General features: G+C 34.5%; 14 protein-coding genes and 1 pseudogene. 3 read left to right on the top strand and 12 right to left on the bottom strand.

Annotated elements, in window-relative coordinates; all coding sequences use genetic code 11:
* Positions 1–207 precede the first annotated feature (207 nt).
* Both spxA and LKACC16343_RS06225 read right to left on the bottom strand, forming a co-directional pair.
* A complete protein-coding gene (gene spxA, locus LKACC16343_RS06230) occupies positions 208–606 on the bottom strand; it encodes a transcriptional regulator SpxA (RefSeq protein WP_054643068.1) in 399 nt (132 codons plus the stop codon).
* 258 nt (positions 607–864) lie between these two features.
* A complete protein-coding gene (locus tag LKACC16343_RS06225; RefSeq protein ID WP_056953893.1) occupies positions 865–1,590 on the bottom strand; it encodes an MBL fold metallo-hydrolase in 726 nt (241 codons plus the stop codon).
* 42 nt (positions 1,591–1,632) lie between these two features.
* On the opposite strand from LKACC16343_RS06225, the gene LKACC16343_RS06220 reads away from it, so the two are divergent.
* Positions 1,633–2,088, top strand: coding sequence for a hypothetical protein (locus LKACC16343_RS06220; RefSeq protein ID WP_056953891.1), 456 nt, complete (start codon positions 1,633–1,635; stop codon positions 2,086–2,088).
* Here LKACC16343_RS06220 and LKACC16343_RS06215 read toward each other — a convergent pair.
* Together LKACC16343_RS06215 and LKACC16343_RS06210 are read right to left on the bottom strand one after the other, a co-directional pair.
* Positions 2,078–4,075, bottom strand: coding sequence for an ABC transporter permease (locus LKACC16343_RS06215; protein ID WP_056953889.1), 1,998 nt, complete (start codon positions 4,073–4,075; stop codon positions 2,078–2,080). The genes LKACC16343_RS06220 and LKACC16343_RS06215 overlap by 11 nt on opposite strands.
* A complete protein-coding gene (locus LKACC16343_RS06210) occupies positions 4,056–4,826 on the bottom strand; it encodes an ABC transporter ATP-binding protein (protein WP_082604569.1) in 771 nt (256 codons plus the stop codon). Before LKACC16343_RS06210 ends, LKACC16343_RS06215 begins: the two co-directional genes overlap by 20 nt.
* Positions 4,827–4,908: 82 nt before the next feature.
* Here LKACC16343_RS06210 and LKACC16343_RS06205 point away from each other — a divergent pair, with 82 nt between their 5' ends.
* Positions 4,909–5,583 (top strand): response regulator transcription factor, encoded by a 675-nt coding sequence (locus LKACC16343_RS06205; protein WP_056953885.1) that lies wholly within the window; start codon positions 4,909–4,911, stop codon positions 5,581–5,583.
* 11 nt (positions 5,584–5,594) lie between these two features.
* Positions 5,595–6,587, top strand: coding sequence for a sensor histidine kinase (locus LKACC16343_RS06200; protein WP_056953883.1), 993 nt, complete (start codon positions 5,595–5,597; stop codon positions 6,585–6,587).
* Positions 6,588–6,786: 199 nt separating this feature from the next.
* Here the strand turns inward: LKACC16343_RS06200 and relB are convergent, their stop codons facing one another.
* The 8 genes and pseudogenes from relB to LKACC16343_RS14310 form a co-directional block, all read right to left on the bottom strand.
* Positions 6,787–7,014: a type II toxin-antitoxin system RelB family antitoxin gene (relB, locus tag LKACC16343_RS06195; RefSeq protein WP_056953881.1), complete on the bottom strand. Its 228-nt coding sequence runs from the start codon at positions 7,012–7,014 to the stop codon at positions 6,787–6,789.
* 161 nt (positions 7,015–7,175) lie between these two features.
* A complete protein-coding gene (locus tag LKACC16343_RS06190; RefSeq protein WP_321197784.1) occupies positions 7,176–9,233 on the bottom strand; it encodes a heavy metal translocating P-type ATPase in 2,058 nt (685 codons plus the stop codon).
* Positions 9,230–9,652: a CopY/TcrY family copper transport repressor gene (locus LKACC16343_RS06185; RefSeq protein ID WP_056953879.1), complete on the bottom strand. Its 423-nt coding sequence runs from the start codon at positions 9,650–9,652 to the stop codon at positions 9,230–9,232. The genes LKACC16343_RS06190 and LKACC16343_RS06185 overlap by 4 nt, the downstream gene beginning before the upstream one ends.
* 662 nt (positions 9,653–10,314) lie before the next feature.
* A pseudogene (locus LKACC16343_RS14535) lies at positions 10,315–10,518 on the bottom strand (helix-turn-helix domain-containing protein); the annotation flags it as partial.
* Positions 10,519–10,528: 10 nt separating this feature from the next.
* The gene (locus LKACC16343_RS06175) at positions 10,529–11,059 is read right to left on the bottom strand and encodes a DUF2975 domain-containing protein (protein ID WP_056953877.1); all 531 of its coding nucleotides are present in this window, start codon (positions 11,057–11,059) and stop codon (positions 10,529–10,531) included.
* Between the two features lie 314 nt (positions 11,060–11,373).
* Positions 11,374–13,614 (bottom strand): ribonucleoside-triphosphate reductase, adenosylcobalamin-dependent, encoded by a 2,241-nt coding sequence (nrdJ, locus tag LKACC16343_RS06170; protein WP_056953875.1) that lies wholly within the window; start codon positions 13,612–13,614, stop codon positions 11,374–11,376.
* A gap of 381 nt (positions 13,615–13,995) precedes the next feature.
* Entirely contained in the window at positions 13,996–15,489 is a 1,494-nt protein-coding gene (locus LKACC16343_RS06165; RefSeq protein ID WP_234032537.1) for an ArnT family glycosyltransferase, read from the bottom strand.
* Positions 15,490–15,543: 54 nt separating this feature from the next.
* The gene (locus LKACC16343_RS14310) at positions 15,544–15,693 is read right to left on the bottom strand and encodes a hypothetical protein (RefSeq protein ID WP_156638770.1); all 150 of its coding nucleotides are present in this window, start codon (positions 15,691–15,693) and stop codon (positions 15,544–15,546) included.
* Between the last annotated feature and the right edge of the window lie 50 nt (positions 15,694–15,743).

The raw sequence follows: 15,743 nt of genomic DNA, 5'->3' as shown, positions 1-15,743 counted from the left end.
AGGCCTTCTGAATACATGCATAGCGTCCACCTTGAAATCGTTTTCTTAAGGTGAATTATATCAAACATCATGAATATACTTTTTCATTTAATATAAATATATTTGTTCTATTGTGAATAAATTCTTTAATTGATTGTTCAAAATGTTCTTACCAATTTTGGCAACAAAAAAAGAGCACTTCCGTTAGGAAATGCTCTGTTTATATTCTTATAATCCAGCCATTAATTGAGCCTTTTGAAGTTCCATAGTTCTAACACTTCTAGGCAAGAATCTTCTGATTTCATCTTCGTTAAAACCAACTTGAAGACGTTTATCATCCATAATAATAGGACGTTTTAACAAACCAGGGTTTGTTTGAACTAAATCCAACAATTGATCAATTGTTAAATCGTCCAAATTAACTTTAAGGTTTTGGAATGCCTTTGAACGTGTAGAAATAATTTCTTCTGTACCGTTCTCAGTCATTTGTAAAACTTGTTTAATTTCTTGCTTATTTAAAGGTTCAGAGTAAATGTTTCTTTCTTTGTAAGGAATGTCATGATCCTCGAGCCAAGCCTTGGCTTTACGACATGATGTGCAACTTGGAGATGTATAAATGGTTACCATATATAATCTCTCCTTTCCTGTGTAGTATCAAACTCTTTAAACACAATAATATTGTAACCCATTGCATTAATAAAATCTATAGTTTTTCAATAAAAAGTTACGAATATTTGTTCGAAAATTGTTTAATTGTGAAAACATGTACCCACTAAATAGCCCTTTATGTATTTTTTTCACAAAAAACATAAATTTGGATTAATTTATTGTATTAGTTATTATTTATAGTACTTTCATTGAAAATATAATCCTATCACTCTGCGATTAAACTTCGATTTCTAAACCTTGGAAAGCATTCACGACTGGAATTTCTCTCGCATATTTTTGTGATTGGCTTAACATTGTCTCAACATCAACTGTTTGAGGTAAATGACTTATCATAAGACGTTTGACGTTGGCATCCTTAGCTAAGGTACCAGCTTCTTTTGTATTTAAGTGCCATTTACGACCAGTTACGTCTTCTGGAAAATTAGTATCAGCAATTAATAAATCTGCATCTTTACTAAAGTCGACTAAACCGTCAAAATATGTGGTGTCAGCTGTATAAACGATTACCTTACCTTTACTATCGGTAATTCTCATCGCATAAGCTGGAACTGGGTGAACTGTTCTGAGAAATTCGAACTTTAATGTTCCAATCTCAGTTGGTTCATAGTCGTTATAGGCGATTCCTTTAGTTGCATTTGGTTCTGTCAATTGAGCAAAGTTGACAAAATCTTGTGTATGACCATAAATAGGTAGTGGATTTTCTTTTTTAGCAGCGAGCCAATTGTACTGCAAAACACCCACATCTGCTGTATGATCATGGTGATAATGGGATAAAACAACAGCATCTAAATCAGTTGGTTGCATGTAGTTAGATAGTGAATTTAAAACACCACTACCACAATCGATCAACAAATTCTTACCGTCGTTTTGTAATAAGTATCCAGAAGTACCGATTCCTTTATAAGGATACCCTCCGTAAAAACCTAATACTGTAACTAACATAGAAACCTCCAAAAAATTTAAATTGAAAGGATTTCAATAATTATGAACATAACATTAAAGCTAGGCACATATAATTTTTTAAAGAGTCAGCAAACTTCTGCTGATACTTTATTAAAACCCTTATTTAGTATTAACGCAGACCATCTTTTAATAAAAAAGTTATCCACTTTTGCGCAATACCGTAGTATCAATGGAGAGTATGAAGAATTCAATAGGTTATATTCCTTGACATATCTGAAGTTTAATCCTGATCAGGCCAAGTTATTTGAAAATAAATTATTCAGTCTCCACAAATACTCCTTTAATTCTACCGCAACAGCTGTCTTTCAAAAAAGAGATAGTCCAAGAGAATATTTAATTCTTAAAACTTTTACACAAACTCATCAAATAAAACAATGGAACAAAAATTTACAACTAGAGGTTCAATCACAAATTCAGGGTACTAACGAAGAAGATTTTGGATTCTTTACCAAAAGTTACTCAATCGTCACAGACTAAATTTATGTTTGATCCCATGCCAAGAGACCTTATAACTCACCAAACCAAAAATACCATATAAAACAACATAACCAGCGTATATCAAAATAATATTTTTTGAGATATGCCGTCCAGTATTCGACATCGCAATCGCAACAATCGATTGTGCCAAGGCAAAAATCAACGGTATCAAGAAAGTTAACGTATTTTCACGACGAACAATACGCTTGACCTCGCTTTCTTCGACACCGATTTTTTGTAAGGTTCGCAATTGCCGCGATTGATAATCATCCCTCAAAAGGATTCTCAATGTCAGTACACTTCCTAAGGCAATCAACAAAGCAACACTGAACAAAGACACGATAAAGAGATAGAATCCTCCACCTTGAGTAAAATTCTTTTTAATGCTCCCTTGTCTTAAGAATCCGGCCTGTGTATAGATGGAGCCTCCTCTATCGGGGGCTTTTTTCAATACTTCAATGTTTGATTGATCCAAGGTCTTTTTGAAATTAACTTTCATATAGTAAGCATCGCGGAAATTATCTAGCTTTTCCAACTGCTTTGTACTCAACCGATCCCCTCGCTTGAAATCCCAACCATAAAAGGTATCCTCAACTTCAGCCGGCATCTTCTGATAATACTTATCAGGCACAACCATCATTGGCCCAAAATGCATCGAACTACCATATGGAAACGAACTACCTGTTTTAACCGTAGCAATGACCGGCGAATCTTTGACCCGAATATCATGTTCTTTAAAGTGGCGATTTTCAAAAATCGATCCATTATAATCAATTTTCAAGAATTCACGCGAGTTGATTTTACCGTTCCACTTCCGCATTCTTTTGGGTAAAGACATATAATCGCTATATGACATGAAAGTCATTGGCTGACGAATATAGTCTTGATTATCTTTTTTATAATAAGACACCAAATTAATTTTTACGTTTGTCTGGTACTCACCTTTAATGTGAGCCTTACTCTTTTTCAATTCCTGCTTAATCACACCGGCAGTATTTTTATCAGCAGCCAGTTCAAAGGGATAGGCACTATTATAATTACGATGCACCGCTTGATACCCAAAATAACAAAAAGTTAGTAGCATCAAGGCTAGAGCTGATAATTCAGTTACAAACCATAAGATAGAGATATTTTGAAATAATCTCTCCTTTAAATATTTAAAAGAGAACATATTGATTCCAGAATAGGAGACAGAATGAATTCGCTGTAAAGTATTCAAAATAGTTGGCAAGAATCCAAAGTAAACTAAATATGTTCCAAAAATGTCAGCTAGCATAACAAAGAATATTTCAGTGATCGGTTTGGATGAATAACTGACCGTATGCATATCGTAGAATAACGACACCGTACAAATCTGAGCACTAAATAATAGTAATAATCCAAAGATGCCTGCCGGGATTCTTAGCCACCATCGCGTCTTTATCTCACGTTTAATAGTCTTTCGTTGCAAAATCCTAAACGTTTTAATGGCGTTGATAATACTCAAAACCAATGTCGAGAAAAAGAACATTTTAGCTAGAAGAAAAACATCATTCCAACTGATATGCATTATGAAATTAAATCGTAATCGCATCAGATAGAATAACGCCATTCCCATAAATTTTTGAAAAATCAAAGTTGTAGACAAACCGATAATCCAAGCAAAAGCTTGTACAATCGTTGTTTGAATAAAACTAATCGCTACTATGACCCAACGTTGCATCCCTAATTTTTCAAAGGTTCGAAACTCATTTCTCTGTTGCTTGATGAAAAAGCCACCAACATAAGCCATATAAATAAAGGCACAGAATGCAAAAAGTCCACTCATCATAATAGTTATATCTGAAATAAATGAATTCCACGATCGTAACGAAACTCGCACGGAAGGATTGTCTCCCAAAGAAATCAGAATCCCAAATATTCCAATGGCAAAAGCACAAGCTAGGATGTATATTAAGTAGCTATCACGCATATTATATAAACTACGTTTAATTATTTTGCGATACATTGAAATAGCTTCCCCCTCCAATCGTCCGTTGCATATTGATGATCTGTTCAAAAAATTTATCTCGATTGCCAGGGTTAACAACTTCAGAAAAAACTACACCATCTTTAACAAAGATTACCCGACTACAATAACTAGCCGTAAAGGCATCATGCGTCGCCATTAAAATAGTCGTTTTCTCTCGTTGGTTAACTAATTGCATATAGTTCAACAAAATCGTCGCTGATTTAGAATCAAGACTTCCCGTTGGCTCATCAGCAAATAGAATCTCTGGACTATTGATCAAAGCTCTCGCAGCTGCCACAATTTGACGCTGACCCAAAGACAACTCATCAATATTACGTTTACTTAATTTTTCAATATTAAGTAAATTCATCATATAATTGAAGCGTTCCTCAATTAATTTTTTATTTGACCGATTCAAAGCTAGTGGTAAAATAACATTTTCCTTCACATTCAATGAATCCAACAATTCAAAACTTTGATAAATGAACCCCATTTTATTACGACGATACTTAGTTTGATCACGATCATGTAGCTGCGTCAGGTCTTGACCATCAACTATTATTTGACCATGATCTGGACGTTCATTAGTTGATATCATGTTTAACAGTGTCGTTTTACCTGCACCCGACGGACCCATGATTCCTAAAAATTCGCCATGTTCAACTTTTAGGCTGATATCCTTAATGGCGTGAACGGCATTTCGCTTCTTTCCAAAATCTTTTGAAATATTCTTTACAATTATTTGCAACGTAATTTCTCCATAATTAAATAATTATTGTTATCATATTATATACATAGTGTCTTCATTCTAGCACGGAGGGAATTTTAACATGGCTAAAATTATGATTATTGAAGATGATCAATCTATCTCCAAATTAATCAGTGAAAATCTTGCCAAATGGCAAATCAATTCTTATATTACGAAAGATTTCAACAGTATCATTGATCAATTCAATGAATACAAACCTGACCTAGTTCTTTTAGATATCAACTTACCTGTCTACGACGGTTACTATTGGAATCAAGAAATCAGAAAAATTTCTAAGACTCCCATTATAATCATCTCATCCCGTAATTCCAATATGGATCAAATCATGGCTATGAATATGGGGGCTGATGATTTTGTAGAAAAACCTTTCTCGGTCGATATTTTAGTGGCTAAAATCAATGCCTTGCTACGTCGTACTTATGACTTTACTAAAAATACTAGCGACGTCATCGAGCACAATGGTCTCAAATTGAATCTTTCAAGTGGTTCCGTTGAAATTGATGACAATAAGATTGATCTCTCTAAAAATGAATATAAACTACTTCAACGTCTCTTAAAAGACCAAGGCAAAATTGTTACTCGTGAGCAATTACTCAATTTTATGTGGGATGACGAACGTTTCGTTGATGATAATACTTTAACAGTTAACATCAATCGTCTCCGCAGTAAAATCGAAAAATATGGTCTCAAAAATTATATTGTAACTAAAGTTGGTCAAGGATACATTATTCCTTAATGAGGTAAATCATGACATTTCTTAAATATCTAAAAGATCATATTTATTCAATTCTAATTGTGCTGATTGGTGTTACTTTTGTAGAAATAGTTCTCTTTCTTGATCCTAACGTAGACTTTTATCCGGGAACATTAATTTATACTTGGATTCTAGCAATGATATTTTTAGTAGTGAATCTATCAATTTCCTACAATCATAAGAAATTTTGGTATAAGCAATTAGAAAGTTATCAAAATGACTTATCTAAAGAACTCGTTGGTGCCAGCAACAACGAGCAGAAATACATTCAGGAGAAAATCAATAATATTTCTTTGGAATATCGTAATGAGTTGACGAAGCTCTATCAAAATCAAAAAGATCAGCGTGAATATACTGAATCTTGGGTTCATGATATTAAAGTTCCTTTAGCAGCTTTGAAACTTTCACAAGATGATGAATTAGACAAAAACCTAGTTGACGAAGAAATCGATCAGATTGATTACTTAGTTGATCAGGCACTCTACTTTGCTCGTCTGAACAATTTTTCCAATGACTATTTAATTCAAGAACAGGACCTCAACAACATTGTTAAAGCTTCTATTCGAACTAACAAACGCCTCTTTATTAATAAACGTATTGGAATCAGTTTAGACATCACTGATAAGAAAATTTTAACTGATGAAAAATGGCTGAGTTTTATTATTAATCAAATTGTTTCTAATAGTTTGAAATACACTAATCGTGGTGGCAAAATTTCTATCTTCACAACAGATAAAAACAATAACGTTGAATTGCATATCAAAGATAATGGTATTGGTATCGCTAATCAGGATGTTAGTCGAATTTATAACAAAGGCTTTACCGGTAGCAATGGCCGTCAATCAGGTAGTAAATCTACTGGTATGGGCTTGTATTTAGTTAAAAAGATGATCGACAAGCTTGGTCATACAATTGAAGTTAAATCCCAAACAGGTCAAGGAACTGAATTCATTATTACTTTCCTCGATTTGCCTTATTACAAGTAAATTTCTTAGAATGATCCTAGCATGTCACAAATAGATGCTACTGTTCGAGTCAGATATTTAATATCTGGCTCTTTTTTGTATTCAACGCTTAGTTTGCTTTAGACAACATCAAGAATACGATAAAAAAATAAGTAGTAAATCCACAAGTGTGGACTTACTACTTACCCCAATACAGAATTAATTACCCTGCATTTTTTATTTAACAGTACCGACTCATCACTTTTTTCACATCGTCTAGCGTAATATCTTGAGATCCATTCTTGGACTCTTGTAACGCTTGTTCATAAAGTTCATCATCGATATCATCTTCTATTTTTTCAATCACTACTGTACGAAGAAAAGATGAAATACTCATATCTTTCGATTTAGCATAATTACGAATCACCTTTTCATCAAAATCATCTAATTGGAAAGAGATAGTTGCCATCTTTCATCACCACCTGTCCCATATCAAACCTAGTGTATCCTCATGAAGAGTTTTTTTCAATAGTTAGCCTCTTCACAATTCAATATTATACAATTTTTGTTTCATAAATTGAATGTTCAATATGGTTAGTTAATGACATAATGTCTAGTATTTTTCCCAAATCACATCTTTAAAGTCAACGCATTTATAGCGACAACAACTGTGGAAAGTGACATTACAATTGCTCCAACAGCAGGACTTAAAACAAATCCAACACCCGCTAAGATTCCGGCAGCTAAAGGAATTGCTACAATATTATATCCAGCTCCCCACCAAAGATTCTCGACCGTCTTTTGATAAGTATGATGGGACAATTTCAAGAATTTAATAATATCGAATGGATCACTGTTGTATAAAATTACATCAGCTGAATCAATCGCTACATCTGTACCAGCACCGATAGCAACTCCGATTGTTGCTGCGGCAAGGCTAGGAGCATCATTAATACCATCCCCGACCATCATGACGTGATGACCAGATAGTTCAAGTTGTTTAATTACTTTATTCTTGTCCTCTGGTAATAATTCAGCTCTAAATTCATCAATTCCCATCTGTTTAGCCATGGTTGCTGCAGCATCTTTATTATCACCAGTTAACATAATAGTTGTAATATTTCTGGCCTTTAACTCTTTAATGAACTCAATCGTATTCTTCTTAATTCGATCACCTAAGGCCACAAAACCAAGAACTTTTTTATCTGCCACTAGGTAACTAATAGTATTTCCTTTATCTAAATATGTTTGAACTAATTTACTATCAATTGGAATATTTTCATTTTTTAGATACTTCATATTGACTAAATAATATTCGTGACCCTCTAACTTTCCACTCATACCATAGCCTTTAATTGCTTGAACATCGTCAAAATTAGCTATTTCAATCTTCTTATCCTTAGCATATTGCACGATACTATTGGCGATGGGATGACTAGAACCACTTTCAATACCAGCGATAACTGAAAGTAATTTATTATCATTAATTGTAGAATCAATACTCTTCAAACCATTAACAGTGAATTTACCTTCAGTCAAAGTTCCAGTCTTATCCATTGCGATGTAATCAATTTTACGACTATTTTCCATAGCTTGATTATCACGAATAATTAGACCATTAGTTGCGGCAATTGAAGTACTGCGGGACATAACCAAAGGAATTGCTAATCCCAAGGCATGTGGACAAGCGATAACCAAAACAGCTACTAGTCTGTTCAGTGCTGTATTCATATCACCAAAAATCAGCCAATAAACAAAGGCAATAATTCCCACTGACAACGCAGCGTAGAATAACCAACTTGATACCTTATCAGCCAACATTTGTGTCTTAGAACGATTATTCTGTGCATCAGATACAAGTTTACTGATCTGTGACAAGTAACCCTCATTGGCAGCTTTATCAACTTTTACACGTATTGTACCTTCACCATTGATCGAACCACCAACAACTTTACTGCCAATTTCTTTTTTGACGGCTTTAGATTCACCAGTAATCAAAGATTCATTGATGTAACTAGTACCGCTAACAATATGTCCATCTAGCGGTACTGATTCTCCGGCACGAATCTCAACAACGTCGCCATCTTTAACCATGGAAATATCATGATCCATAGTTTTTCCCTCATGTACCATATGAACTTGATCAGGAACTAGTGAGGCAATCTTTTGTAAAGCATTGCCAGCACTCATGGTAGATTTCATTTCGATCCAGTGACCCAAAAGCATGATCACAATCAAGGATGATAGTTCCCAAAAGAAATCCATAATGTGTTGTGGTGAATGAACCAGATCATTCATGACAAAGGCATATAAACTATAAATATAAGCAACGCTGATACCCATAGTAATCAAAGTCATCATAGCTGGTTGCTTAGATTGTAGTTCTCCTTTGGCACCAGTGATAAAAGGTTTTCCACCATAGAAATACAAGATTGTAGCTAAAACTAGTACGATCCAATCAGATCCAGGAAATTGAACTTGGAAAGGCAAATTTAAACCCATAAATGGTGATAGTACAAATACTGGTATTGCTAAAACAAGCGAAATCCAAAATTTCTTCCTCAAGTCCCCCATATCCATCATGTGACCACCGTGCATCATCATGTGGCTACCAGACATGTCCATTCCCGACATATCCATATCTGAATGATCGTTATCATTCATTTTCATTCCATTCATATCTTTCATGATAAGTTTGCCTCCAAACAATTACATTCGACTTCCTCTGGAGCTGTTTGGGCCTTAGCATTTAAAGCCCCAACAATATCAGAAATATCGCTTTGAGAAATCTCAGAGTTTTGTACTAAATCTTTAATCGCTTGACCCTTACGCATGCAACAAAGATTATCAAACAAATTGTTAACACTCTGATGAATAGCCAAATCCTCATCTATCAGTGGCTTGTAAACATAAGGACGTTTAGTTTCTTCAGCCTTCAAAAAGTTTTTCTTTTGTAAACGAACGATCAGAGTTTTAATCGTGGCAGATTTCCAATCAGTCTTTCGTTCAAGAATATCAATAACTTCTTTACTAGTTGCTTGACCCAAAGTCCAAATGATCCTCATTACTTGCCATTCAGCTTTACTCATTGTTTCAATTTCTTTCATATTGTCACTTTCCTTCTAGGTTTACATCTGTAGTCTTCTCAACAATTCTTAGTTTACAACCGTAAACAAAATGTGTAAAGTATTACGCTTATAAAAATGACAGAGAGCGAAGTAGGCTTGAGAATTTCCGAGGATTTGCCTAAGTACTGGAATCGCACGCGTATTTTGCGGGCAATTCCAGTACTGTAGCAAACCGGAAGAAATTAGCCTACGTAGCTCGTTTCCACTATTAAAAATAGAACAATGGTTATCTACAAACAAAAAGGCCAGTACACCAACCATTAAAGATAGTTGCCATACTAGCCTTTCAAACAAAAGGTATATCTTACTTTCATAATCTAAAATTGAACTCCCAAATCAGTTGGTCCAACAGATGACCACTTGTACCCTTCAGATCGAGATAATATTAATAACTGATTTAAACGCTCTGAATTAGTTTGATCCAATTTCGACTTATTGGACATGTTAGCCAAAATAATACCATTGACCGTTTTCGCAGCAATCACCTGAGGTGGCATCTTTTTTTCGTTAAGATATTTTCCAGCCGTCATTAGAACTTTGATAACTTCTGGATCAAAATCAGTTTCATCAACTAAAGAATTGTACATTGAATCAACCAATTCAAATACTTGTTCATAAACTGTTTTTTTCGTATCTGTCACATCTTCTCTCTGATATTCTAAAATATCACCTGGTTGACAATCTAAAACTTCACAAATTTTCTCCAACGTGGCAAAACGGATACCTTTAGCTTTACCAGTTTTAAGAATTGATAGATTAGCTGGTGTAATACCGATTTTTTGCGCTAACTCTTTTGAAGAGATTTTTTTCTTTAACATCATTAAATCGAGATTTATTTTAATCATTCACAATCACCTAAATAACAGTATCTGAATCATGCTGTAATTCAAAACCATACTTGAATACTAGATATAGCATATATATAATCGCCAAAAGTATCAAATAACTACCGATTTGTCCCCAGGAATTACTAAATATTGAACTCAAATTTCGACCATTTCCGAATGAGAAAAACATCATACTAAGAACATTACCCAAAATAAAAATCACAACAGAACCCATCATTAATTTCATGTTATTCACATTTGATTCTACAAAGAAGTCACTCTGTGCAATATTATTAATAATCTTACGTAATGCATGTAGAGCAAAAATGATACTTACTAAAATTAATAAAGCATTCAATCCGCTTAATTCCAACATCCCTTTGCTCAAGTTAGATGGTTGTAGAACATACTTCTTAAGCTCCGTTGCGGCTTCCCCCGAAACAAACAAGACCGCAACGTTGGCGAAGATTACAGATGCACCTGCAATTCCACAAAATATTTGAGCTACGACAGTCAGAATCGATAATACTTTTAAAATAAAGTTTGATAATTTTTCCATTTCAAGCACCCCCTACTTCGTATTTTAATACAGATAACTATTTTTGTTAATCAATATTTTAATATTGTTTTGCGATAATTATATAAGTAAAAAAGATGCAAACTTGTTAAAATAAGTTTGCATCTTTTTACTAATTTAATTTATTTATCTTTTTTAATAACCATAGTTCTATGCAATCTAGTAGAAACGAGCTACACAAGGGCAACCCATTCCGGTTTGCTACAGAAGTGGAACCATCCGCAAAGTTCAGCGGATAATTCCACTTCTTAGGCAAATCCTCGGAGGCTAACCGTCCCTGCTCCACGCTCTGTCTTCTATCTGATTGGGCAAGCGCCACCGGCACAGTCTGATTGATCAACTAACTCGATGTCTTTCTTGTCATGATTATCATTTTGTTCAGCAAATACTGCAGCTACGTTTTCATTAACCTCTGATTCACGTTCTTGATAAATTTTCTTATCAATTGGTTCCTTAGGAGCTTGTTTGAAATCGGCACCACTATAAGGTAATAGTGAAGTTGATTTCGTTACGTGTCTGTATTGATACATCAATGGTGCAATTTCATCTGCTTCGTTAGGTTGGAATGTGATTGTACAACTAACAGCATTATCAGACCAATATGTTTGTAGAAAGGCCTGTGTTGCAAATTGTTCAGCGATTGAAACTGAACCGGCTGAAGCAAAGTTAGGGTCGTCGGCATTGGCGGCTTTAACTGGGAATTCAACACACATTGTATGCTTTGTATAGACATCAGGTTCAATCTTGTATCCACAAGCCTTTAGGGCTGGTAGTAATGGATCACTATCTTGGAATCTGATTCTTTGAATTAAGTAACCTGCATAGTGGAAATGCATACCTTCGGATACACCAGCTAATTTGGCAACAGTACCTGATGGCTTAACTGTTGTGTGTTTAACTGAAGCTTTACATCCTAATTCCTTTGAGTACTCCTTATCAGCTGCAACAACTGAATGATATAAATCATCAAATTTCTTAGAAACGCGTTGATCGTAAATTGGCTTTTGAATAGTATCTCCTGTTTCAGGATCCGTGGCAGATTCAAAACCAGTCACAACACGATTACCGAAAGTTGTCAAAATCCAGTCTTGAATACCAGACATTGAAACTCCGATACGACGATTCTTTTGAATAACAGCTCTTGAAACTTCCCAGTCGTAATTACTAAATGTAACACGCTTAGTATATCTAGCTGCTAATTCAAAGGCCTCTTCCAATGACCAACCTTGTTCCTGAGCAATCAATGGAAAGACTTCAAATAAATTACATGGTTCACCGTTACTTAAGGAAATTTCACCACAAGGATTAGTCCCTTCAACACCATCATCGATACCTGGTTGATATCCATCAATGGCACGGCCATAATTTCGTGATAATTCTAAGTTAACGATTCCTGGTTCACCATTATGTGTGATGGAATCGGCAATTGGAGCATACTTATTGAACTTCGAATCAACAGCAACACTGTTATTTGAAGCCCAACGGTGATGATAAAGTTTCTTTTGATCTTGCTTCATAGTAATGAAATCATCATCAGTAGCACCACCTAAAGCTAATTCAGCTGAACGACGAACATTACCGGCAACAACCGTTTTACCAATCAAGTTCCCCATATCGGTACAGTCAACGGATGTTAACTTTCTACCAGCAGCATTGTTCAAAACTTCGTTGATATCAAAGAACATTTCAATTAAAGGAACGGGACCTGAAGCTGTTCCACCAAATCCTTTGATCTTTTCACCTTTAGCACGAATCTTAGTAATATCTAAAACAACATCTTTCAAACCATCGTTAGTATCGTTAAAGTGAGCATCAATCATATTTGCATTTCCAACTACCCAACCTTCACGAGTATCAGGAAGTTCATAATGACGTGTATTTTCAAGTTCATGGCTCTTTAACCATTCATCACGGTCAACAGCACCGGCTGCGATTGAATCATCGTATGAGGCGCTCTCTTTGCCAATAAGAACAGTTAAATCAACTTTGTTATCAACAACCGGCATTAATTTCATATTACTTGGTACAACAGAGAAACCAACACCGCCACCCTTCATTAATTGATCAAACATGAATGAGAATGGCATTGAAACAGCCAATTGATCTTGCTTCAAGTAAGAAGGCACGATATGACTATCACCATACTTTTGTGGTCTGATGGCAACAAACCAACAATTGTTTAAAGCATCACCATTACGATGTTGATACTCAGTTCCAGAAATCCAAAGATTTCTACCTGATGGTGTTGCGGCTAAACCGTAAACCAATTTATAAAGATTTTGAGCTTCATTAACCAAGCTGGCATATTGTTCATCAGTTAATGAATCATCCTTCAAACGTGGATCAAGGTTGATGTTACCTTCAATAACACGTTTAACTGTTTCTGACCAATTTTCAGTACGTCCAAGTTCTGGAATCCAACGAGCATAAGTACGTTTATACGTAACCCAGCCTAACTCGCCCCAGTGGGGTTTAATTGTTTTTTTGACTTCGTCAATAAAGTCGTCTGATAAAATAATTTTATTAATTGTATTCATTAATATTCACTCCACACATTTGAAATAACACAATATATAGTACCTTTAATTCTTTTCAATAACAATATATAGTGTTCAACTATTTCTATTGACATTTTAGAAATGGTTTTGCGTATTGATATTTAGGCAATTTAAAAATTAAAAATATCCAATTTGGATTTTAATTTATAATTAAAAATTCAAAGTCGCAATTACTATTCTAATATCTCTCAAGTTTGCTTAGCAATGATTTTTTTAATTTAAAGTCAGTCCTAAATTTCAAGTGGCTCGACTCAAATTTTTTCCTTGACTTGACCAATCAACCGTCAGATTAGCGATTGAGACCATAAATTTTTTTACAAAAAAACTATCTAGCTATTTGACCAGATAGTTTCTTAAAATTTAAACATCTTTTTTGATAAAAAATTGATACAATCCCAAGCCAGCTAAAATTGCGACAACCGGTAAAAATTCGATTCGATATCTTCCCTGAACTTCAATCAACAATTGTGCGGCCGCAAATGCCAACATTGGTAACAACAATAAATATAAATTATTGCCGAACTTTGTTTTAAACAGGCTAAACGAACCTATCCATGAAAAGATTATTAAAATAATCGAACCGATGTATGCCAAATAGTCGACTCGCTCAACCGTCTTAGCTGAATGATTCTGACTATAGCCAGTAAAATTAGTAGCCATAGTACGTTGTGACCACAATCCACCGACCTTGTTGATAAACAAACTCAACCATTTATTATTTTTGTTTAAATAATTTATTTCTTGATGCAATGCCGCTTTTTCTTTCTTGCTCATAACCTTACGTGGCTTGCTTGCATCAATTAAACGATCCATATCAGGCGAATAAGTGCCATTAGATTGATAGTTCAATCCGGTAACAAATTTCCATTCAGGATCATAGTTAGACAATCCATAAGCATTGAGTCCAGAAGCCCTAATTCCCCAACCTGCCAAAGAAAACAGTGCTAAATAAATCACTAGTGATAACAAAATTTTCAGAGGCTTTTGGTAATTGAATTTACCATTTTCAAACATTGTATACAGTATTGCAAAAACCACGATGCCAGCCACAACTACTGGTCCAATCGGTCTGATCAAACAACCGATGGTCAAAGCAACTCCTGATAAAATGTAAGCCCAGAGTTTATCTTGCATGATCAAATAAAATGTTAATAAGTAACATAGTGAGCCTAAATATTGATTGCTGGCTTGACTATTCAAGGCAAACCAATCTAAATCTATCATTAAGAGCAACACTGCTAAACGTGCCACTTTAATATTTTCAAAGATTTTCACAGTTAATAAATACGTGAAAAGTAAAATTAAAGCTTGGTAGATTACATTTAAAAATTGAATTGCAAAAATATGATAACCAAAGATTTTTACAACGCCTAATACATAAACCATGTATCCCGATTGATAAGCAAAACGTGAAAAATAGTCATTGTCAGTTTCATAAAGTTTGGCCCCATGCTGAAGACCAGGTACGCGTGTCCAAAAGTTACCAAAATCACTCAATTGAGTCTTTGGCACAACTAAAACCCAGGTAGTCGCTACTACCATGAAAACAAGCAACATTACTAGAAGAATCGCCCAATTAAGTTTTTTATTTTGGTCACTAATTTTAACTAGGAAATAACCGACTACCCCAACAAATACTAATGCCAACAATAAACTGCCCCAATTAAAAGCACGATTTACCGTAGCATAATTTTCATAATAAAACATCGACATCTTGAAAAGAACTAACGTCGTAAAAATTGCTAAAACACCTAAAATAAACTTACTAATGCCATTTTGAATTTTAAGAATAGAAATCCCCGTCCTTACTATATTGAAAATTTCAAAGTATCCAATATTCTTTAATTCTATCACGCCAAATTACACGTTGTGAAATTAGAGGGGATTCAAAAAAATTCAAATTCTACACTACTTATCTTCAGAGGCATCCTCTGACCCAATTGAATCATCACTAAAAATGCTCTTAGCATGTTCTTTGGTTCCATCACTATATTCAATCATCAAAGAAAAATCTGGTAACATCTCAACTGAAACAACTTTGGAAGTATCTTCATCCATTTCTATTCCTCTTTATGAAATTAAAATTCAATATATTGAAATCGATTACA

Origin of the sequence: Companilactobacillus bobalius (assembly GCF_002179915.1) — a bacterium.
In the GTDB taxonomy this organism is placed as follows: domain Bacteria; phylum Bacillota; class Bacilli; order Lactobacillales; family Lactobacillaceae; genus Companilactobacillus; species Companilactobacillus bobalius.
Note: the sequence above shows the minus strand (reverse complement) of the source record. Positions and strands in the feature narration are given on the sequence as shown.

Coding starts and splice junctions, on each gene's coding strand:
- LKACC16343_RS06225 (WP_056953893.1), bottom strand. CDS start 1,590: ATGTTAGTTACAGTATTAGGTTTTTACGGAGGGTATCCTTATAAAGGA.
- relB (WP_056953881.1), bottom strand. CDS start 7,014: ATGGCAACTATCTCTTTCCAATTAGATGATTTTGATGAAAAGGTGATT.
- LKACC16343_RS06190 (WP_321197784.1), bottom strand. CDS start 9,233: ATGAAAGATATGAATGGAATGAAAATGAATGATAACGATCATTCAGAT.
- LKACC16343_RS06185 (WP_056953879.1), bottom strand. CDS start 9,652: ATGAAAGAAATTGAAACAATGAGTAAAGCTGAATGGCAAGTAATGAGG.
- LKACC16343_RS14310 (WP_156638770.1), bottom strand. CDS start 15,693: ATGGATGAAGATACTTCCAAAGTTGTTTCAGTTGAGATGTTACCAGAT.
- LKACC16343_RS06215 (WP_056953889.1), bottom strand. CDS start 4,075: ATGTATCGCAAAATAATTAAACGTAGTTTATATAATATGCGTGATAGC.
- LKACC16343_RS06175 (WP_056953877.1), bottom strand. CDS start 11,059: ATGGAAAAATTATCAAACTTTATTTTAAAAGTATTATCGATTCTGACT.
- LKACC16343_RS06205 (WP_056953885.1), top strand. CDS start 4,909: ATGGCTAAAATTATGATTATTGAAGATGATCAATCTATCTCCAAATTA.
- nrdJ (WP_056953875.1), bottom strand. CDS start 13,614: ATGAATACAATTAATAAAATTATTTTATCAGACGACTTTATTGACGAA.
- spxA (WP_054643068.1), bottom strand. CDS start 606: ATGGTAACCATTTATACATCTCCAAGTTGCACATCATGTCGTAAAGCC.
- LKACC16343_RS06220 (WP_056953891.1), top strand. CDS start 1,633: ATGAACATAACATTAAAGCTAGGCACATATAATTTTTTAAAGAGTCAG.
- LKACC16343_RS06200 (WP_056953883.1), top strand. CDS start 5,595: ATGACATTTCTTAAATATCTAAAAGATCATATTTATTCAATTCTAATT.